20 protein-coding genes and 1 tRNA gene are annotated in these 20074 nt (G+C 59.1%); 8 read left to right on the plus strand and 13 right to left on the minus strand.

Translation table 11 applies throughout. The features are described 5' to 3' along the window. Positions 1 to 7: 7 nt before the first annotated feature. The 4 genes from IE123_RS08825 to IE123_RS08840 form a co-directional block, all read right to left on the minus strand. Positions 8 to 763: an amino acid ABC transporter ATP-binding protein gene (locus IE123_RS08825; protein ID WP_189517189.1), complete on the minus strand. Its 756-nt coding sequence runs from the start codon at positions 761 to 763 to the stop codon at positions 8 to 10. Further along, the gene (locus IE123_RS08830; RefSeq protein ID WP_189517191.1) at positions 760 to 1434 is read right to left on the minus strand and encodes an amino acid ABC transporter permease; all 675 of its coding nucleotides are present in this window, start codon (positions 1432 to 1434) and stop codon (positions 760 to 762) included. Before IE123_RS08830 ends, IE123_RS08825 begins: the two co-directional genes overlap by 4 nt. 113 nt (positions 1435 to 1547) lie before the next feature. Then, on the minus strand, positions 1548 to 2360 hold the full coding sequence (locus IE123_RS08835; RefSeq protein ID WP_189517193.1) for an amino acid ABC transporter substrate-binding protein: 813 nt from the start codon (positions 2358 to 2360) through the stop codon (positions 1548 to 1550). A 274-nt stretch (positions 2361 to 2634) separates the two neighbouring features. After that, positions 2635 to 3162, minus strand: a complete 528-nt coding sequence (locus IE123_RS08840; RefSeq protein ID WP_189517195.1) for a regulator of G-protein signaling domain-containing protein — start codon at positions 3160 to 3162, stop codon at positions 2635 to 2637. Between the two features lie 527 nt (positions 3163 to 3689). On the opposite strand from IE123_RS08840, the gene IE123_RS08845 reads away from it, so the two are divergent. Further along, positions 3690 to 4532 (plus strand): fumarylacetoacetate hydrolase family protein, encoded by an 843-nt coding sequence (locus tag IE123_RS08845; protein WP_189517197.1) that lies wholly within the window; start codon positions 3690 to 3692, stop codon positions 4530 to 4532. Between the two features lie 98 nt (positions 4533 to 4630). Here the strand turns inward: IE123_RS08845 and IE123_RS08850 are convergent, their stop codons facing one another. The 4 genes from IE123_RS08850 to egtB form a co-directional block, all read right to left on the minus strand. Next, positions 4631 to 5506 carry a transporter substrate-binding domain-containing protein gene (locus IE123_RS08850; RefSeq protein ID WP_308430211.1) on the minus strand — a complete coding sequence of 292 codons (876 nt, stop codon included), beginning with the start codon at positions 5504 to 5506 and terminating at the stop codon, positions 4631 to 4633. A 346-nt stretch (positions 5507 to 5852) separates the two neighbouring features. Beyond that, positions 5853 to 8078 carry a glycoside hydrolase family 3 N-terminal domain-containing protein gene (locus tag IE123_RS08855; RefSeq protein ID WP_229819675.1) on the minus strand — a complete coding sequence of 742 codons (2226 nt, stop codon included), beginning with the start codon at positions 8076 to 8078 and terminating at the stop codon, positions 5853 to 5855. Between the two features lie 11 nt (positions 8079 to 8089). After that, the gene (egtD, locus tag IE123_RS08860; RefSeq protein ID WP_189517199.1) at positions 8090 to 9097 is read right to left on the minus strand and encodes an L-histidine N(alpha)-methyltransferase; all 1008 of its coding nucleotides are present in this window, start codon (positions 9095 to 9097) and stop codon (positions 8090 to 8092) included. A gap of 81 nt (positions 9098 to 9178) precedes the next feature. After that, positions 9179 to 10540, minus strand: a complete 1362-nt coding sequence (gene egtB, locus IE123_RS08865) for an ergothioneine biosynthesis protein EgtB (RefSeq protein ID WP_189517201.1) — start codon at positions 10538 to 10540, stop codon at positions 9179 to 9181. Positions 10541 to 10764: 224 nt separating this feature from the next. Here egtB and IE123_RS08870 point away from each other — a divergent pair, with 224 nt between their 5' ends. Both IE123_RS08870 and IE123_RS08875 read left to right on the plus strand, forming a co-directional pair. Then, positions 10765 to 11958 (plus strand): CynX/NimT family MFS transporter, encoded by a 1194-nt coding sequence (locus IE123_RS08870; RefSeq protein ID WP_189517203.1) that lies wholly within the window; start codon positions 10765 to 10767, stop codon positions 11956 to 11958. A 144-nt stretch (positions 11959 to 12102) separates the two neighbouring features. Beyond that, positions 12103 to 12600, plus strand: a complete 498-nt coding sequence (locus IE123_RS08875; protein ID WP_189517205.1) for a universal stress protein — start codon at positions 12103 to 12105, stop codon at positions 12598 to 12600. A gap of 64 nt (positions 12601 to 12664) precedes the next feature. On the opposite strand, the gene IE123_RS08880 is transcribed toward IE123_RS08875, so the two are convergent. From IE123_RS08880 to IE123_RS08895, 4 genes are all read right to left on the minus strand, one after another. Further along, positions 12665 to 13915: a cytochrome P450 gene (locus IE123_RS08880; RefSeq protein WP_189517207.1), complete on the minus strand. Its 1251-nt coding sequence runs from the start codon at positions 13913 to 13915 to the stop codon at positions 12665 to 12667. A gap of 162 nt (positions 13916 to 14077) precedes the next feature. Next, positions 14078 to 15499, minus strand: a complete 1422-nt coding sequence (gene hglS / locus IE123_RS08885) for a 2-oxoadipate dioxygenase/decarboxylase HglS (protein ID WP_189517209.1) — start codon at positions 15497 to 15499, stop codon at positions 14078 to 14080. Positions 15500 to 15591: 92 nt separating this feature from the next. After that, positions 15592 to 15960 (minus strand): DUF202 domain-containing protein, encoded by a 369-nt coding sequence (locus IE123_RS08890; protein WP_189517211.1) that lies wholly within the window; start codon positions 15958 to 15960, stop codon positions 15592 to 15594. Between the two features lie 4 nt (positions 15961 to 15964). Next, positions 15965 to 16354, minus strand: a complete 390-nt coding sequence (locus IE123_RS08895) for a YidH family protein (RefSeq protein WP_189517213.1) — start codon at positions 16352 to 16354, stop codon at positions 15965 to 15967. Positions 16355 to 16466: 112 nt separating this feature from the next. On the opposite strand from IE123_RS08895, the gene IE123_RS08900 reads away from it, so the two are divergent. Next, positions 16467 to 16661, plus strand: a complete 195-nt coding sequence (locus IE123_RS08900; protein ID WP_189517215.1) for a hypothetical protein — start codon at positions 16467 to 16469, stop codon at positions 16659 to 16661. On the opposite strand, the gene IE123_RS08905 is transcribed toward IE123_RS08900, so the two are convergent. Then, positions 16652 to 16987 carry a YnfA family protein gene (locus tag IE123_RS08905; protein WP_189517217.1) on the minus strand — a complete coding sequence of 112 codons (336 nt, stop codon included), beginning with the start codon at positions 16985 to 16987 and terminating at the stop codon, positions 16652 to 16654. The two genes, IE123_RS08900 and IE123_RS08905, sit on opposite strands and share 10 nt — an antisense overlap. An 88-nt stretch (positions 16988 to 17075) precedes the next feature. On the opposite strand from IE123_RS08905, the gene IE123_RS08910 reads away from it, so the two are divergent. From IE123_RS08910 to IE123_RS08925, 4 genes are all read left to right on the plus strand, one after another. Next, a tRNA-Thr gene (locus IE123_RS08910) sits at positions 17076 to 17148 on the plus strand. Positions 17149 to 17548: 400 nt separating this feature from the next. Then, the gene (locus tag IE123_RS08915) at positions 17549 to 18070 is read left to right on the plus strand and encodes a DarT ssDNA thymidine ADP-ribosyltransferase family protein (protein WP_189517219.1); all 522 of its coding nucleotides are present in this window, start codon (positions 17549 to 17551) and stop codon (positions 18068 to 18070) included. Beyond that, positions 18063 to 18755 carry a DarT1-associated NADAR antitoxin family protein gene (locus tag IE123_RS08920; protein WP_189517221.1) on the plus strand — a complete coding sequence of 231 codons (693 nt, stop codon included), beginning with the start codon at positions 18063 to 18065 and terminating at the stop codon, positions 18753 to 18755. The genes IE123_RS08915 and IE123_RS08920 overlap by 8 nt, the downstream gene beginning before the upstream one ends. Before the next feature lie 455 nt (positions 18756 to 19210). Continuing rightward, complete coding sequence (locus IE123_RS08925) at positions 19211 to 19987, plus strand: hypothetical protein (protein ID WP_189517223.1); 777 nt, start codon at positions 19211 to 19213, stop codon at positions 19985 to 19987. Positions 19988 to 20074: the final 87 nt, after the last annotated feature.

Consider the following 20074-nt stretch of genomic DNA (forward strand, 5'->3'; position numbering starts at 1 on the left):
TGCGCTATCAGGTGGCGGCCGGCGCGTTGCCGGCCAATACCTTGCGCAGGAAGCTGCGGGTGCGCTCATCCTTCGGATTGGTGAAAAGCTCCGACGGGGGCGCCTGCTCAACGATGCGCCCGCCATCCATGAAGACCACCCGGTCGGCCACCTCGCGGGCAAACTGCATCTCGTGGGTAACCACGATCATGGTCTGCTGCTCGGCGGCGAGCTGTTTCATCAGGGCCAGCACTTCCTCGACCCATTCCGGATCAAGTGCCGAGGTTGGCTCATCAAACAAAATGACTTCTGCTTTCGCTGCCATGGCGCGACCGATGCCGATGCGCTGCTGCTGCCCACCGGACAGCGCCGCCGGGTAAGCGTCCGCCTTGTCGGCCAGGCCAATGCGCTCGAGAATCTCGCGGGCACGCGCATGCGCATCATTTTTTGACAGCCCTTCGACCACGATCATGCGCTCGGCGATGTTCTCCAGTGCCGTCTTGTGGGCAAAGAGCGCATAGTTCTGAAAAACGAACGCCGTGCGTCGGCGCAGGCCCAGAATGTCCTCGTTTTTGGCGCGGGCGGCATCCACGCTCAGATCACCCACCTTGAGCTGTCCGGCATCCGGGCGCTCAAGAAAGTTGATACAACGCAGAAGCGTCGACTTGCCGGTGCCGGAGGGGCCGATCACCACAATGATCTCACCGCGCTCAAGTGACAGGTCGATCCCGTCCAGCACGGTGTGTTCGCCAAAACGTTTGGTAATGCCCTTGAGTGCAATCATCGCTGATAAGCCCGGTTGAGACGTTTTTCCAGCCGCTTCTGACACCAGGAGAGCGCCTCGACAATGATCCAGTAGATCACCGCGACCACCAGGAAGGCTTCGAAGTAGAGAAAGCTGCTGGCGGCTTCCTTCTGGGTGGCCCCCATCAGCTCGGTCACGCCCAGCGTAAAGGCCAGCGAGGTCGACTTGATCATGTCGATGAAGTAGTTCATCAGCGTGGGCGTGGCGACCCGGGTGGCCTGGGGCAGGATGATGCGGCGCATGGTCTGGGCATTGGTCATGCCGATCGACTGGGCGGCTTCTGTCTGGCTGCGGTCAATGCCGGTAATCGCGGCGCGAATCGACTCGGCCATATAGGCCGAAAAGTGCAGTGTCAGCCCCATGATGGTGGCGGTGACGCCGTTGATCGAGACCAGAAAGGAGAGAAACTGCGGTAGCCCGTAATAGAACAGGAAAAGCTGTACCAGCAGCGGCGTGCCGCGGAAAAACGAGATGAAGACCTGGGCGGCCTGATTTAAAACCGGCAGGCGGGAGACACGAATGACGGCCAGGGCGCATGAGAGTATCAGGGCACAGACCATGCCCGCGGCGGCCATGCCCAGGGTCAGCGGGAGATAGCCCAGCAGGATGGGCACCAGCCCGAGCATGTAATCAAGGTTGAGTGCTTGCATGGCGATGTGCTTTAAAACGAGCGACCCGCGTTAACAGCCCGCGAGGCACCTGAAGGGTGGAAAACAAAACGCCCCGGACATGCCGGGGCCATATGGGCAGATCATAGTCCTGATCAGGTGTCGCTGCCGGTCTTTTCCGACTGTTCGGCACTCGGCAGGCTGGTGATGTCGTTGCCAAACCACTTCTCCGAGATTTCCTTGAGCGTGCCGTTATCGCGCAGGGTATCAAGGGCCTCGTTCACGCGGTCGCGCTGTGCGCGGCCGGCGTCATCATTGCGAAACGGCAGGGCGTTTTCAATTCTCGAGAAGGGCTGACCGGCCAGCTGCAGCGGCAGCGGCTTGTCCTTGATCACCTGTGAGGCGCTGGTGCGATCCATCACGAAGGCATCGGCGCGGCCCAGGGCCACATCCTGCTCGATGTTGGACTCGTAGGTCTTGAGATTGATCTCATCGGCGTAGGGCAGCGATTTGAGCAGGGTCTCGTAGTTCGAGCCCAGGTTCATGATGACCGTCTTGCCCTTGAGATCCTCGACCCCGTGAATGCTGTCGTTGCCCTTGCGGACCACCACCTGGGCACCGTCATACACATAGGGCTCGGAGAAGGCGTATTTCTCCTGGCGCTCCGGCGTGATGGTGATCTGGTTGGCGATGGTATCCACACGGCCGGAATCCAGCATGCCGGCCAGACCGGAGAAGCTGGCGGTGACGAACTTGATGTCATCGCCGGTCTGCTCGCCGATGGCGTTGAGCACATCCACTTCAAAACCCTGCAGCTTGTCACGCTCCACGAAGGTAAAGGGATAGTAGCTACCGGACATGCCCACGCGCAGTGTGTCGGCCTGCGCCGCCGTGGCTGCGCCCATAAGTGTCGTCATTCCCAGCGACGTGATGGCCAGCGTCCGGGCCAGTGTCTTGAAAGCCGTCATGTGCTTCTCCTGAAAAAGCAATGCGCCCATGGGCGCCGAATACGTCTAGCGTACCGCAACCTTCCTTAAAGGAATAAGAAAAAGTTTTTATATGCCAGTCGGCTTTTAACTATAGCGTCAGAAGTGCACAACATGACCGCAGCAGGGGCCTGGATGACGCCCGAGCCTGGCATGGTGTGTCTGACAGCCATTCAAGCCAGGGGGCGTTTCCTGCGCTGATGGCAAAAAACGCCCTGGAAAGGGAATAACGGCCGGAAGGGAGAAAAAAAGAGGGTTAGAACGACGCCAGGCTGGGGTCGGATTCATTGTTGAGCTGGTTGGCCAGCACTACCTCAATGAAGTCCGCGATGATGTCCTGCACCCTGTCCCGGGTCAGATCCTCACAGGAAATCCAGGATTCACCCTGCTCTTCATGGCGATGCTGTTTCATGAAGCTTCGATCAATGCGCAGACCGTCATGATCGGGATCATGGCTGATACGCAAATGGTTGAGGTTGGTGAAACCCTTTTTCATGGTGACGTGCTGCACCGGCAGCAGATGAAACTCCACCGACTCGATATTGCGCGTACCCGACTCGTCCTGACAGTGCACGTGAATCTCGCTGGCATAGTGATTGCCACTGGCGATATCGCGCGCCCACTCCATGGCAGGAATAAGGACCCGCTGGGCGATCTCGTCAAAGCTTGCCGGCTCTTCAGGGTCAGCATCATTACCCTGTTCCTGAACGGAATGCGGGTGCAGGGAATGTTTGCCGCTGACCTGCTGCTGATAGTGTTTGAATACACGGTTCAGGTCTTTCATGTTCCTCTGCCTTCTGTGCACCGCAAGCGGTTCGAGTGTCTGATAAAGAAGTGAGGGGGAGATGCCTGCGTTGAACGATTCAAGAGCGTACCCAAGGGAGCAATAGCCCCTTTCATGACGCAAGGTTGTATAACGCAAGGAGAAGTTCAGGCATTGATATCACGCTTTAGGTCAGGAGGCTACCGTCAATGACCCCCTGGCTTCCTTAACCCAGGTTATTAATATGAGCGGCTTCCAGCCACCATAAAGCGTTGCGAACCAGAGGGATGGCTATCGGGAGTATTTTCTCGATTCGCAGGCCCCGATGTCATGAACATGGGATAAGTGAGGCGCTTTTTTAACGATCAAAAAAGAGGGTGATGACATCATCCAGATGCACTGCCATGGCGCGTCGAGGAAGTGGCCGCCCTGATGGCCTGGCTTGCCGGCGATGAGGCTGCCTTATTACCGGCACCACGCATATGATCGACGGCGGCTGGTCAACTGATCACCGCTATGGATTTGATCACTTCACCATGGAGAACGGCATGAAACTATTGCGCTTCGGGCCGAAGGGCCTTGAAAAACCAGGGATCGTGGCGGCTGATGGCAGCCTGCGGGACCTGTCCGGTCACGTGGATGATATTGCCGGTGAGGCCCTCTTGCCCGAGCAGCTTGCCAGGCTGTCACAGCTGGATGTAGAGACGCTGCCGAAGGTTCAGGAGGGCGCGCGCATCGGTCCCTGCGTGGGGCGGGTTGGCAAGTTCATCTGCATCGGGCTCAACTACGCTGATCACGCCGCCGAAGCCGGCGCCGAGCTGCCGGCCGAGCCCGTGGTGTTCAGCAAGTGGACCAGCGCCATCTGTGGGCCCAATGACGACATCGAGATCCCCCGTGATTCCAGCAGTACCGACTGGGAGGTCGAGCTGGGTGTGGTGATCGGCAAGCCCGGGCGCTACATCGACGAAGCTGATGCCATGGACCATGTGGCCGGCTATTGCGTCGTCAACGATATCTCCGAGCGCGAGTTCCAGCTTGAGCGCAGCGGCACCTGGGACAAGGGCAAGGGCTGCGATACCTTTGGCCCGCTCGGCCCCTGGCTGGTGACGGCCGATGAGATCGGTGATCCGGGCAATCTTGCCATGTGGCTGGAGGTGGACGGGCATCGCTACCAGAACGGCTCGACCAGCACCATGGTCTTTGGCGTGGCGCATCTGATGGCATATCTCAGCCGCTTCATGAGCCTGCAACCCGGCGATGTGATCTCGACCGGAACACCGCCCGGTGTGGGCATGGGGCAGACCCCGAAGGTGTATCTGCGTCCGGGGCAGACCATGCGGCTGGGCATCGAGGGGCTGGGCGAGCAGTCCCAGCGCACCATACAGGCCTGACGCCCTGACGGTTCAATAGCAGCGTTCCCTGTGGCGGGGAGCGCTTTTATCACGCCTTGCCGCGACCCTTTCGGGCGGGATGAGCGTGCCTGTGCCCGTCAGCCTGCCTTGAGCGGCCAGTCGTAATCCAGCCAGTGCTGGAGTTGCTCGTCAAACGCGCCGCTTTCCTTGAGCTGGCGCAACCACTGGTCAACGAAAAGCTTGAGGTCCATGTCCTTCGGAAGCAGGACGGCCTTCTCGGAAAAGTTGAACGGCTTGTCGGGATGGATGGCGCACAGTTCGGGATGCAGGTTGGCCTGCAGACGCGTTTCGATGGCATCCGTCATCATCAGATCCGCCTTGCCCTGCACGATCTGATCGAAAATGGTGACGTTGTCGTCGTAGTCAACAATCGTGGCCTTTTGCAGATTGTCGCGTGCAAAACGCTCGTTGGTGCCACCTGGATTGACGATGACGCGAACGCCGGGCTGATCGATCTGCTCAAGGGTCTGGTAGTCCGCCTGATGCTCGCACAGTGCGATGGGGGTCTTGCCATCGCGCTGGTAGGGTACGGAAAACCAGACGGCCTTCTGGCGATCAAGGTTGACCGAAATACCGCTCATGGCGATATCAAAGCGGTGGTCCTGAAAGTCTTTCATCAGGGTGGGCCAGCTGGTGGGTATCAGCTCAAGTTCGACGCCCAGCGTTCTGGCAAGGTCGGCGGCCATGTCCGGATCAAGACCGATAAAACGATCATCACCGGTGCGATAGCTGAAAGGCTTGTAATCGCCGGTCGTGCCTACCCTGAGCGTGCCGCGCTCGATGATCCGGTCCAGTGCCGACGGTTCGGTTGTATCGGCCGCTTCGGCGTGCGGAGACAGACAGACGCCCAGCATCAGGGTCAGTGCGGCAATCCACAGCAGTGCCGCGAGCAGGGCAGAAGAAAGACGACGCGCCGGCAGGGTGCGGGCATGTGCGCGAATCAGTCGAACCATGAGATGTTCCATCGCAGATGAGTCCGGGCATGGCACCGGACAGACGGTGTGTGGCCAGAGCGTATATGGCCGCAACATGTATCGACGCGGGAGGGTACGCTGATTGCGCATCAATGGCGACCCCGCCTGGGCTAATGGCTGAGACTCACATTGTGGCGATGTTCGAGAAGATAAAAGGAGATGCGCCATGCAGGGGATTGATCTCTCACGTGTCTGCCTGAGACAGCAGTTCGGCATCGGTGCGTTGATGCGCTATCTGAATCATTGAGCCCGCACATCATCGCTCAATGAAAAGGCCGCCCTGCAATAGTGCAGGGCGGCCTTTTCTGATGAGCCATCATCTCGGTCACGCTACCCGGAACTCGATCTCCTCACCGCTTGCCGAGCTGCTGCCGATCTGGACCCGGAAAAGCCCGGGTTCCTGCACGCGTTCGAGTCCGGCGTTCAGGAAACTGCGCATCTCGGGTGTGATCCGAAAGGTCACACGCTCGCTCTGTCCCGGCGCCAGCGAAAGGCGCTGGAAGTCCCTGAGCTCGCGAATCGGGCGCACGACGCTGGCATGTACGTCCTGCAGATAGAGCTGTACCACTTCGATGCCGTCACGTTCGCCGGTGTTGGTCACGGTGAGGCTCACCTCGAGCGTGTCCTCCAGGCCAATCTCCGTACAGGCGGATTTGATCGCGCCGTACTCGAACGTGGTGTAGGAAAGCCCGAAGCCGAAGGGATAGAGCGGGGCGTTGGGGATGTCCAGATACTGCGAGGCGTACTTGGGGTCGACGCCCTTGGGGCGGCCGGTGTTGAAGGCGTTGTAGTAGATCGGGATCTGACCGACGCTGACCGGAAAGCTCATCGGCAGCCTGCCGGAGGGGTTCACGTCGCCGAACAGCACATCGGCCACCGCGTTGCCGCCTTCGGTGCCCGGCCACCAGGCTTCCAGAAGGGCGGGAGCCATGTCATCGAGTTCAGTCAGCGTCAGCGGGCGGCCGTTGAAGAGCACCGTAGCGACGGGCGTGTCGCCGGCCTCCGCCAGTACGCGGCGGGCCAGTTCGAGCTGCGGCCCCGGCAGGCCGATATCGGCGCGGCTGGCGGCCTCGTCGGCATGGGCCTCGTCTTCGCCCAGCGCCAGCACCACGGCGTCGGCCTGGCGCACCAGCTCCAGTGCGTCCTCGATACCGGAAGTATCGGTATCGCCGATCTCGTTGGATACCCCCTGGGCGCAGAGGATCACTGCGTCTTCGCCGAGGCGATTAATGATGCCCTCGCGCAGCGTCACGGTGTCGTCGTGATCGCCGTCGGCCCGCCATGAACCCAGCAGGCGCGGCGTGTTGCCCAGTGGGCCGATAAGGGCGACCTTTTGGTGCTGATCGGACAGCGGCAGCACAAAGCCCTCGTTTTTGAGCAGTACCATCGACTCACACGCCTGCGTGCGGGCGGCGCGGCGGTGTTCATCGGTGAGAATGCACTGCGTTTCGCGCGCCTCATCGGCGTAGCGGTATGGATCGTCAAACAGCCCCAGCGCGGCCTTGAGCCACAGCACCCGGCGGGCAGCCTCGTCGATGCGCGCCTCATTGACCTGACCGCAGCGGACCAGTTCACTCAGTGTGTCGATGAAATAGCTGGACTGCATGTCCATGTCGACGCCGGCGTTGACCGATTTGCGGGCCGCCTCGGCGGCATCCGCCGCCACGCCGTGCTGCTCGAGTTCCATGATGGCGGTGTAGTCGGTGACCACCATGCCCTCAAAGCCCCACTCACGACGCAGGATCTGATCGAGCAGCAGCGGGTGGCAGGTGGCCGGGATGGCATTGAGGGTGTTAAACGCCGTCATGACGGTGGCGCAGCCTTCCTCGAGCGCGGCCCTGAAGGGCGGCAGGTAGTGCTCGCGCAAGCGCCACTCGGACATGTCGACGGTGTTGTATTCGCGCCCGGCCTCGGCGGCACCATAGGCGGCGTAGTGCTTGACGCAGGCGGCCAGGGTATCGACCGCGTCCGGATCAGAGCCCTGAATGCCGCGTACCTGGGCGCGGGCGATCAGCGAGGTCAAAAGCACGTCTTCTCCGGCACCTTCCATGACCCGGCCCCAGCGCGGATCGCGGGCGACATCCACCATCGGCGCGAACGTCCAGTGCACGCCGGCCGCGGCGCCTTCAACGGCCATGATGCGGGTGGCCTGCTCGATGCCTTCCAGGTGCCAGCTGGCGGCCTGCGCCAGCGGGATCGGGAAGATGGTGCGAAAGCCATGGATGATGTCATAACCAAAGAGCAGCGGGATGCCCAGCCGCGAATGCCCTACCGCCTGCTGCTGCAGCTCACGGGTGAATTCGACCCCAAAGGCGTTGAACACCGAGCCGACCCGGCCGGTGCGCACGTCCTCCTCGATCTCGGTATTGGCCGGTGCCCCGGTCGTATCACGGCTGCCGGCCACCTGGTTCATCTGGCCGATCTTCTCCTCCAGCGTCATCTGACGCAGCAGGGTCTCGACCTGCTCATCGAGGGCCTGATAGCGCTCCGGGCTCACTCCAAAGGGCGTGCCACACGGCTGGTTCGTCTTCCGGTCTGGTATCGCTGACATCCTGCGCTCCCTCAAGCCGAGCGTTCGAAGTAGTGCACGTCAAAAAGCGCCTGGTCGTCACACCAGTGCTTCCGTGGGGTAAAACCGGCATGACCGGCCAGCTTCTCAAAGCCTTCGCGACTGTATTTCCACGAGTTTTCGGTATGAATGTGCTCGCCTGCCTTCAGGGCAATGGTCTGCTCGTCCAGGGTGAAGGTCTGGTCGCGCTGGCTGACCAGATGCATCTCGATGCGCGAGGCAGCCTCGTTGTAGAAGGCCAGATGCTCGAAATCCGTCGGTGACACCTCGGCGCCCAGCTCATCGCGCAGGCGATGGATCAGGTTGAGATTGAACTCGCGCGTCACGCCCGCGGCGTCGTTGTAGGCGGCTTCAAGGCGGTCACGGTCCTTGATGCGATCCACCCCGATCAGAAGCCCGCCGCCGGGCGGCAGCTGGTCATGCACACGCTCCAGCAGCTCGCCGGCCTCGCGGGGGGTGAAGTTGCCGATGGAGGAGCCGGGGAAGAACACCACCGGGCGGGCGTCGCCTTCAAGCGCGGGCAGGCTGAACGGCGCAGTAAAGTCGGCGCACAGGGCATGGACCGACAGCCACGGGTAGTCATCGGCCAGGCGCTGGGTGCTTTCCAGCAGGAAGTCACGCGAGATATCCACACCCACATAGTGATGCGGACGCAGGGCATCGAGCAGCAGCCGGATCTTGTGAGAGGCGCCGCTGCCCAGCTCGATCAGATCGATATCCTCGCCCACGCAGTCCGCGATGGCATCTACCGAGCGCTCCAGAATCATTTCCTCGGTGCGGGTGGGGTAGTACTCCGGCTGCTGACAGATCTGATCAAAGAGCTCGGAACCGCGGTGATCATAAAAGTGCTTGGGCGAGATCCAGCGCGGCGAATCGGTCAGCCCGACCGTGATCGCCTCCAGCAGGCTCTGCTCGCTGGCAGGATCTGCAAGCTGATCGTGAAACTGTACCCGGTGACGATTGCTCGGAGAGGAGAACGCAGAGGAAAGTGCCTGTGACATGACAGCCGGTCCTTTTTAAGGAGTTCCAGAGCTCAGGGGATTCAGACCGGGCCGCTTTTGTCGCAAGCGGCCCGGACAGGGTCAGACATCACGCGCCAGTCGGATGCCGGAAAAGGCCCAGCGCGCCTGAGGCGGGAAGAAGTTGCGATAGCTCGCCCGGATATGGTCGCCGGGCGTGGCACAACAGCCGCCGCGCAGCACCATCTGGCCGGACATGAACTTGCCGTTGTACTCGCCAAGGCTGCCTTCCAGCGGCGTGAAGCCCGGGTAGGGCAGAAAGGCGCTGCCGGTCCACTCCCAGACATCACCATAAAGCTGCTGCGGACCGTCACCGGCACGCTCATTCTGAGCGGCGGGCTGAAGCAGGTCGTTTTCCACGAAGTTGCCCCTGATGGGCTGATCATCCGCCGCGGTTTCCCACTCGGCCTCGGTGGGCAGGCGGGCGCCGGCCCAGCGGGCGTAGGCGTCGGCCTCATAGAAGCTTAAGTGACACACCGGGGCATCGGGATCGAGCGGCACCAGTCCGCCCATGCTCATGGTGTGCCAGCGGCCATCCACCTTCTCCCAGTACTCGGGCGCCTGCCAGCCGGTTCTGTGGATCGTGCTCCAGCCGTCCGACAGCCACAGCTCGGTGCGTGAGTAGCCGTTGTCCTCGATGAACCTGATGAACTCGGCGTTGGTCACCGGTCGGTCGGCCAGCTCGAACTCGGCCACGTACTGGCGGTGGCGCGGCGTTTCGCTGTCAAACACGAAGCCCTGACCGTCATGCTCGCGCGCCGGTTCGGTGGGATAGTCGATGCCGATCTGGCGCACGCCGGCGGCGTAGCGGTGCCAGCGCGGTGCCTTGTCATTGAAGGTCTGGTCTGCCGGCGCCTGGTCGGCATCCGCCAGCAGCCGCTCGCGGATATCCTGACGATAAATCGGATGCAGCGGGTTGCAGGAGAGGATGTGCTTGATGTCCATCACCAGCAGCTCCTGATGCTGCTGCTCGTGGTGCAGGCCGATCTCGAGGCGGTCGATGATCTCGTCGAGATGCTCCGCAGGCGGTGCGCTCAGCAGTCGTTCCATCTCCTGATCGATATGGGCGCGAAACTGATAGACCTGCGCCACCGTCGGACGTGAGATGGTGCCGCGCAGATGACGCGGGAAAGGCTTGCCGTGGGTCTCGTAATAGGAGTTGAACAGGAAGTCATACGCCGGGTCGGGCGTTTGATAGTCATCAAGATAGGGCGAGAGGATGAAGGCTTCGAAGAACCAGCTGACATGGGCCAGATGCCACTTGGGCGGGCTGACATCCGACATGCTCTGGACCATGTAGTCCTCGGTTTCCAGCGGCGCACACAGGGCTTCACTGGCGTTACGGACGCGCTGAAAGCGGCGCAGCCATTCGCGGGTATGAGCGCCTTCGGCGGTCTCGATCGGCGCTCGGGTCGTCTGGGTCATGATGTGTCCTCGAGGAGTTCGCATCAAACATGGAGCGGTGAACGGCCCGACGCTGATGCCGGCGCAGGGCCATGATTACCTTCAGCGTAGCAACGCCTTCCCGACGTGCCCGGTCCAGTGTCTGTAAATTTTGTGACGGTGGGTAAGGGCAGGCGGGGCCGTGAGCGCGCGCCACGGTGCTAGACTGCGCCTCTCGTTCTTTTGTCTACCGGTGCCCAGGCCTAATGTTGCGTGTTCCACGTCTGTCCGTTTCCCTTTTGTGGCTGTTGGCCTTTGGTCTGGCCGCCATCAACCTGCGTGCGCCCATTGTGGTCATCGGCCCAGTGCTCGAGCCGATCATGGCGTCCCTTGAGATCGGGGCCAGTGCGGCGAGCCTTTTGACCACCGGCATGATCCTCTGCTTCGGGCTGCTCTCGCCTTTCGCGCCGACGCTCTCGGCCCGGCTGGGGCTGGATCGGGCCATTGCGCTGGCGCTGCTTGCCGTGGCGCTGGGTAGCGTGCTGCGCGGTGTCGAGCACTTCCCCGTCATGTTGGTCGGAACGCTGCTGGCCGGCCTGGGGATCGCCTTTGGCAACGTCTTCATGCCGAGTCTGGTCAAGCGTGACCGCCCCGACCGGCTGGGGCAGACCATGGGGCTTTATACGGTGGTGATGGGCATCGGCGCGACGCTGGCGGCGGGGACGGCGGTGCCGCTGCTGCAGGCTACCGGCCACTGGTCGACTCCGGTGCGGCTGTGGGCCTCGCTTGCCGTGGTCGCCGCGCTCTGCTGGCTCTGGCTGGCCTTTCGTCGCGCAGTGCAGCCTCAAACGGGTGGGCCGGTGCGCATGACGGCGCTATTCAAAAGCCAGGTCGCCTGGATGCTGACCATATTCATGGGCATGCAGTCACTCGGGTTTTACACCCTGCAGACCTGGATGCCGTCGGTGGCCATCAGTGCGGGCGTATCGACCACGATGGCCGGCAACATGGTGTCGCTGCTCAATCTGATGAGCATTCCGGCCAGCTACGTGATCGCCCGCATCGCGGCGCGCATGCACCATCACAGCCTGCTGGTGCTGGGCATGTGTCTGCTGATCGCCGCTGGCCTTGCAGGGATTTTGCTGGCGCCGACGCTGGCACCCGCACTGTGGGCCATCTTGCTGGGCGCCGGCCAGGGCGGCTGTTTCAGCTTTGCACTCACCATGATCGTGCTGCGCACGCACAAGGCGCAGCACGCCGCAATGCTCTCGGGCATGTCGCAGAGCGTGGGGTATCTGCTGGCCGCCAGCGGCCCGCTGCTGTTCGGTGCGCTGCAGGGGGTGACCGGCGGGTGGGGGGTATCGATGATCCTGCTGCTGGTGCTTCTGGGGGTGCAGACCGTGACCGGTATCCTGCTTGGCCGGCCGCGGATGGTGACGCTGCGCGAGGGCAATCGTTAATCAGTTGCAGGCCTGCGCGACCAAGGTCCAGGCGCCATCGCGCGCGCAATTGATCACGATCAAACAGGGCCGGGACGCGTTGCTGGATGCTGACCGGGTCTGATGGCGCACTCTGGCGCCATCCCTGCCACCGGAGGATGCGCCATGTTTACCTCACTGCTCGTACCCGTGGATGGTTCGGTTCATGCCCTCAAGGCCCTGAGCATCGCCGCGCAGCTGGCGGCGCCAAAGGCCACCCTGCACCTTTTATACGTGCGCGAGCTGCTGCCGCACCTGCATCACGGCAGCCTGCTCAGCCTTCAGGAGGCCATCGCGGCCTCGTCGCCGGAAAACGCCGAAACGCAGATCAGGGAGGTGCTGGAGCAATCTCAGGCCCACCTTCGTCGCCGTTTTGACGGACGCATCGAAACCCACGGCCGCCACGGCGACCCGGCGCGGGTCATCGCCCATGAGGCCGATGTACTGGGCGTACAGGTCATCGTGATCGGCAGCCGTGGCCTGAGCGACTGGAGCGGCATGATCATGGGCAGCGTCTCGCACAAGGTCAGCCACATTGCCTCGTGTATGGTCATCAGCGTGCATGACGACGAGGACGCGGCCCTGCCGGATGAGATCGACGACAACCCTTATCAGGGGCTGTAGTGACCAAGAGCCGTAGTCATCAGGGCCTACAGTGATCAAGGGCATCGCCGTGCCAGGGCTGCGCCTACCGTCGGGCGCGCACCTCGCGAAGGATCATGCCGCTCTCGGGCAGGGCCGGGATCTCGCTTAGATCGATCTCGAGATTCTGCTCGGGCACCTGCCAGTGCATGCTGCCCAGCCACTTTACCGTCTCTTCCATCAGGCGAATGGTGATCCACTCACCGGGGCAGCGGTGGTTGATGTGATGATCACCTCCGCCCTGGGGGATCAGCTGCCAGGCATCCACCTCACGATTCATAAAACGCTCGGGATTGAAGGTCTCGGGCGCCTCCCAGCCCTCGGGGTCATGATTGGTGCCGTACAGATCCAGCAGCAGGCGCGTCCCGCCGGGCAGTGAATAGCCCTGCCACTGCGTGTCCTGGCGAAGCCGGGCCGCCGCCACCGGGAAGAACGGATAGTAACGACGCACTTCCTGCACGAAGGCGTGGACGGCCTCGCTATCGTCAAGTGCCGGGCGGGTCTCCGGCCAGCGGTGCAGGGCGTGGGCGATGAAGACCATGTAGCGCGATACGGCCAGCGTCGGGCGCAGCACGTTGAGGATTTCCACGGCGACCACGTGAATCGGCAGCAGCTCGCCGTGCTCATCGCGGTGCAGCGAAAAGCGAATCAGCGCGCTGTCTGTCTCGCCGTCTTCATAATCCTCGGGGGCGCGCCGAATCTTCTCGACCAGCTTGCCGATCCAGTTCTCGGCGTCAGTACGGCTGCGGCGCGCCTGCCAGTGGCGCGGGCCAACGGTGCCGGCGCCGTCGATCATCGCGGCCAGCTGATGGGTGCGTCGCTCGACGTCTTCTTCGGGCAGCGGCACGCCGGCCCAGGCGCACACGGCGCGACAGAGAATGAACTGACACTCCTTGAACAGCACCACCTCTGCGCTCTTTTCCCACTGACTCAGCGCGCGCTGCCACTCGGTATTGACCCGCGCGACCAGCGCATCGATACCCTCCGGTGACATCAGATCCATGAACATCGCCTTGCGATGGCGATGCGCTTCGCCATCGAGCCCCTGCACGCCGCCCGCGCCAAAGAGCGTTTTCTGCAGACGCACCGGCGCCGCACCCTCGCGCCGGCAGGTTTCGGTGTTGTAGAAAAGTTTTGCGGCCTCGGCGCCGCGCAGGCACAGCGTGTTTTCAAACAGAATGCGGGCCCTGAAGATGGGGCTGTCGTGCTTCTGGCAGTGATTGCCAATGTAGAGATAGCCCTCGCCCATCAGATCCAGCGTGCTATCCAGGCGGTGTTCGGCAGGAATGTCGTTCATGGCATGTCCCCGTGGCAACAGATAACGGGATCGGCGAGACGAGGAGCGTGCCTCGGTGACCCCAGCTGACCTTCAGCATAGGAGAGCCTGCTTGACAGGGCTTTAACGCAGGCAGAAGGCCGCTCGTCACGTGACGAGCGGCCCGGTATTCAGGCTTTGATCTCAGGCAACGCGCGACAGCCCCAGTGCCGCCAGACAGGCCGCAAGCGAGCGTTCGCTGCGCTGCTCGTAGAGGGCAAACTCGTCTTCCACCGCGACCCCGAGCGCAGCTTCAAAGTCACCACGGCTGTCGGTGGTGGCGTAGTGCTGCGCGCTGCTCTCGCCCAGATTGGACTGAAAGATGCCCGCGGCGCTGACCGGCAGAAAATCCTCGTAGGTGATCGGCCGTGCCCGGATCACGCCCTGCTCGATCAACGCTTCGATGAGCGCGTCGCGCTCGCCGGGCAGGCTTGCCGGGTCTGCCACACGGGCGCCGTCGGCCAACTGATAGTCAAACCAGGCCAGCCCCTTGCGGCGCAGGGTCGCCTCGTCATCGGGGAAGTCATGAAAGGCCTCCGCCAGCGCGCGCTGATGAATCTCGCCTTCCAGGCCGTGGGTGGCCTCCCGTGAGGCGGCCAGCAGCTGGTCGTACAGCCGGCGACCGCGCCGGGTCAACGCTGCACCGCGCTGCTCGATCTCGCCAAAGCGCGCCGTGTGGGTGCCGGCTTCCTCGCCGGCCTCGCCGCCGCTCTCATCGACATGCTCGGCAGGAAAGACGATCGGCTCCTCCAGCGCCTTGAAGCTGGTCTGGCGCAAAAGGATCGGGCAATCACGCCGCGGCGGGCCTTCGATGGTCGCCTTCGGGGTGATGCCCCACTCGGGCATGGCCTGCTGGGTGGCGTCGATGTCCAGTGTGCGTGGCGTGAGGTGGTTGATGTGCGGGCCGTGAAAGCACACCACATCGGCGATCAGCCGGTGGGCCTGATGAAAGGCGTGATAGGTGTCGGCATCGACCGTGGCGTGGCTGTGCCAGCGAAAGGTCTCCAGCGCCTCGATCACAAAGGCAGTAGCGTCCTCATCATTCAGTCCGCCTTCGGCATCGAATCTATCCAGCAGGGTCAACAGGCGGTCAGTGAAGATCTGCCGGCGCTCCAGAATGGCCGCGGCCCGCTCGCGCAGGTCCTCATCCTCGATCAGCTCCAGGCGCAGCAGCGAGGTGAACACCCGAAACGGATTTTGGCTGAGCGCGTCATCCTCCACCGGGCGAAAGGCGGTGGCGTGCACCGGCATGCCGGCCGGCGCCAGATCGTAATAGCCCACCGGGAACATGCCCATCACCGCGAATACCCGGCGTATGGTGTAAAGCTCACTCGCCGTGCCCAGGCGAATCGCGCCGTGGCGCTCGATCTCGATGCGCGCCAGCTCGCTGCCGCCGCGGTCGGTCAGGGCGTCCTGTCCGTGAGCGTTGTGATAGAGCGTCTGCGCGTTGATATCGGCGACGAGCTTTAACAGCGTGCCGTACTGGGGCACCTCGGCGCGGTACATGTCGGACATGGCGTGGGAAAAGCGGGTGCGGATATCGTCACAACTGACGTGCCGGGCCATGAGGGTGCTCCGTGGCAGCGAAAAGGGTTCCCCGATTTAACGCCTGCCGCCCGGCAGGGTTCAAGCGTCATGATGGCTCGTCCGGCCATCCTTTAGTGCATGAGCGCCCCGAGACGGGCAAGCAGTTCCCCGTGATAGAGCACGCTTGCCGCGAGACCCACACCTACAAGGGCGACGGTCAGTGCCGTCACCCGCATGGCCCAGGTGGCCGACACGGTAACAGGCGCACTGCTGAGGGTGATCACCCGAAGGCGCACGCCCGCCCAGGCATAGGTGGCGCCGGTAGTGACCAGTAGGGCCACGCCCGCCCAGGCAAGCATCGGTTCGTGATGGGCAAACCCGCCGCGCAGCAACAGCGCCGAGAGCAGCAGCATCACAAAGGCGGTACGCGACCAGGCAAGGCCGGTGCGCTCGGGCTGCAGGCCGGGGTCACGATCAAGCGCCGGTTCAGGCTTGAGCATGCGGCTAGCCCCACATCAGCAGCAGGCCCAGCACCAGCGCCACGGCCGCAACAAACAGCGCCAGAATCAACAAAAGCCGCGTATAGGGCAGGGCGGCATCAGTGCGCATGGCGCGCTCGTTGCCCGCCCAGCGGCGATAGGCCGCCAGAGAGAGTCCGGCGCCGGCGGTCGAGAGCAGCACCGCGACCGCCTCGCGCGCCCAGGGCGTGGCGACATCCGGCGCGAACTGATAGATACCCACGGCACCGGCCATGAAGGCCAGCGCGGTGCGAATCCAGGCCAGGAAGGTGCGCTCATTGGCCAGCGAAAAGCGATAGTCCGGATGATGGCCCTGGCGCTGCCAGCGGGGCCGGAAGGCGCGGCGGCGGTTGGGATCGTGAGAGGGTGTGGTCATGGTCGAGACAGTGTCATCGGTGGTGTCCAGGGGAGCGATTCGGCGTCACCGAACGCTGGCGGGGGCGTGGTGCGCCCCCTACGATAACGGTTCATGGTAGCAGGAGACAGGCATGACCCTTCTCACACGAAGCTGCGCCCTGGGCGCATTGCTGCTGCTGGCGGGCTATCTCTTTGGTGCCCTGTTGCAGGATAACTGGGCTTTCATGCACTGGCCGCTGCCGGTGCAGCTCACGGTCATCGTGTTTGCGCTGGCTGCCGTGGTGGTGTGGCTGCTGGTGCATCTGCTCGTGCGTGATCAGGACTGAGCCTGATACCCCACCATGATGACCAGGGCGCCGGCCAGCGCCAGCCCGCCGCCCAGATAGTCACTCATCTGCAGCGACTGGCCATCCACCAGGCGCAGCCACCCCAGCGCGGTAATGAGATAAACCCCGGCGTAGGCAGCATAGATGCGCCCGCTGGCGGCCGGGTGCAGGGTGAGCAGCCAGGCAAACAGCGCCAGCGACACCGCCGCCGGCACCAGCCACCAGACGCTGTGACTCAGCACCCACCAGCGATAGACCAGGTAGCAACCGACGATCTCGGCCAGCGCCGTCACGATAAAGAGCAGGGTGGTGATGACAGGGGCCATGGGCGCTCCGAAGTCGAACAAAGGGCGCCTACTCTGACACAGGGGCTGGGCAAGGCAACAAGCCAGCGCTAGAATCCACCTCGGGTTCGCCGGTATAGCTCAGTTGGCAGAGCAACGCATTCGTAATGCGTAGGTCGGTGGTTCGAGTCCACTTACCGGCACCCGCAGGATTTCAAAAGGCCCGGCGCATATGCGCCGGGTTTTTTTGTTTGGGCATTCTTTAGAAAACTTCTCGAAAAATCTGCTGGCTGTCATCGAGCATTTTTCGCAGTATGCTGATCGGTTAGAGGAAGCTTATGTGCTGGGCGAGATAATGCAGACTTCGCCCGGGATACAAAGGACGCGGGATCGTCTAAAGCCGACAGGAACGGATACCGAGTCGCAAAACGGGTAGCGGAGAAGTGGTGCAGGGGAACAAGGAGTTAGTTATTGGTAAAAATAAAATGATAGTTAGTATTGATTAATTTTTTTGATCGAGTATGAATGTTTCATTTCTTTACAAAAAGTTTCATATGGAATAAAAAGGAGGTAAATATTATCTAATATAGGTGTGAGGAAGGAATGAGAGAAGTTATACAAAAATATGGTATTCAGCATGTTTGGCATTTCACAGAAAAGTCTAATTGTCGATCTATTAGAGAGAATGGTGGACTTTGTTCTTTAAGGGAGTTAAGGCAACGTGGAGTAACCGAATTTATTCCGGGCGGAAACGAATGGAGCCACGATGCAGATAGATATAAAGATGTAGATCAATATATTCATCTTGCCTTCTTGGATAATCATCCAATGCTATATTGCATAAAGAGAGAGGGTAGGATAAAAGAACCAGTTTGGTTGCAGATCGATAGCTCTATTCTTTTTGAAGAAAATGTTTTTTTTACAAATAAGGTTTCCAACGCGAATGATGCCATATTATTAAGCTCTGAGGAAGCACGGCAGGCAATAGACTTTGAAGTTCTTTTTGCGCGAACCGACTGGACTGATCCAGATATAAAAGCAAGAAGGAAAGCTGCTATGAAGTCAGAAATCCTATATCCAAAATTTATTCACATTAGCAAAATAAAAGGATGGAAAGATGGCTAAACGGCCTGTTTTTGTCAGTGGTCAGAAAATAGGAGGAAGTGTAAAAAGGTATTTTTTCGATTTTGAATGGAGTCCCGGTTTTTCCGAAACGCAAAAAAGGAAGAATATAAATAAGCTGCATGAGGCGGCATATTTAAATGGATTTCGTAACCTTCTTGAAATTTCGACCAAATCGGAAAGTTCTTTGGGTGTGGCTTTAAGCGCCTTTAATCTTCAAGTCGAAACCGAAGAAGGGTTCATAACAGTTGAATCGATATTTCAGGGAAGTAAAGTTTTTGAGAAGGGAGGGCCATATACAGATTTGTATTTTAAAACTAGCAAAGAGGCTAAGCGTGACGAAAGAATTAAAAGCTCTGGTAGATTAACCGGGTTTAATTTTTTAGGTGATGAATGGCCTTTGGAACCTAAAACAGCATTCTATGACTGGGTTTATATACATGCTCTTGAAAGTAACCCAAAGTACGCAAAAAAAATTATGAACTACGATGGTTTTACCGATATAGAGTTTAATCCTGAAAAGGCTATCAATTGTCAAGCCGCTACATGTGCGCTTTATGTTAATTTGATGCGCAGTGGGAAGTTGAAAGACATCATGTCTGATAAAGAACGTTTTATAAAATTTGTTTATGGAAAAAGTGGTTTAAGCAGCGAAATTAGTCGATCTAAACAGATTTCGTTTATTTGAAAATTTTTGAATATTTTGTCGACTTTTATAATTATAAGATTGCCTTGGTTTTGTCGCCTATTATATTGAAAATTAGGGTTCTTTTCTCGAAGAGATGATTGAAAGATTACGGTGAGTTAAAAGGTATTTATCGTTTTTCTATGAATTTTATTTTTAATAAATAGGTTTGAAAAAACGATTTTTTTATTGCGCTCCTAATATCTTGCGATATTTTTAAACGTATGTGTCAATATAGCGACAACAGTACTGGCGTTTAAAGTACATTTATTGGTTGTCTTTGGTTATATGTGACTTTTTAATATAAGAAGACTGGCGTTGACGCTTTCGTGGTGGTTTTCGTAATGCGTAGGTCGGTGGTTCGAGTCCACTTACCGGTACCCGTATGATTTTAAAGGTCCGACGCAGATACGTCGGACCTTTTTTGAGTTAGAAAAAACTTCAAGAGTGTATGGTTGATGCGTTTATTAAGTGTATTTATTACTATTCTAAGTCTAATGACGGCTTTGGCATCCTTGTATGTATCGTGGGCATCAAATAAATCTTTTGAAGAGTTGACTAATAAGCAGCTTGCTTTGCAAGCTGCTGAGTATGAGCCTGTTTTTTCGTATATTTGGGAGGAAGGTTATCGATCTAATCATATAGATCGAGATTATGGGCAGCCTGCTTTTGTTATCGCAAACAATGGTGGGGCGGTTGTTTTGGATGGAGTGTTCTCTACTGTTTATCTTGCAATGTATTATATGTGCGATTCTAAAGTAAAGGACGCTTCTGGTTTGCCAGAATACATTAAGGAAGAAGCTCTTGTAGAGCCGCACATGTTTTATGTAGTGCTGGCTAATTATTTTTATAGTAAAGAATACATGTCTAAAGCATCCGGTAGTATTGGTTTTTTTAGTAATGCTTCTAGGGAAGATATTACCGATTTATATTCAAGGTTAAAGTCACCTAATGGATATGTGCAAGATTTTGTTCCACTTACTGTGAATGTAATTTCATCTATAGAATATACCAATAGATTAGGGGAGAAAAAATATGCATATCTTGATGCTGGTAAAGTTATCGGCAGGGGTGAGTACGACAAAAGATTTTCTAGAGTTACTAGCGGTAAACATTTGAGGGTTGATGACGTTTCTGTTGAAAAACTACAAAGCTTTATTGTTTGCGATGAATCAAATCGGGTTAATAAAGATGAGTTTTCAAATTTGTTAGATAAATATATGAAGGGTGTGTGAAGCGGGAGTTTCAAAGTGTTAGGGCCAAGTGTTTTGATCACTAGGAATGGTGCGAGTAATAGCATCGAAAGAAGGTGTTTAGTCTTA

Origin of the sequence: Kushneria pakistanensis (assembly GCF_014652795.1) — a bacterium.
Lineage (GTDB): Bacteria > Pseudomonadota > Gammaproteobacteria > Pseudomonadales > Halomonadaceae > Kushneria > Kushneria pakistanensis.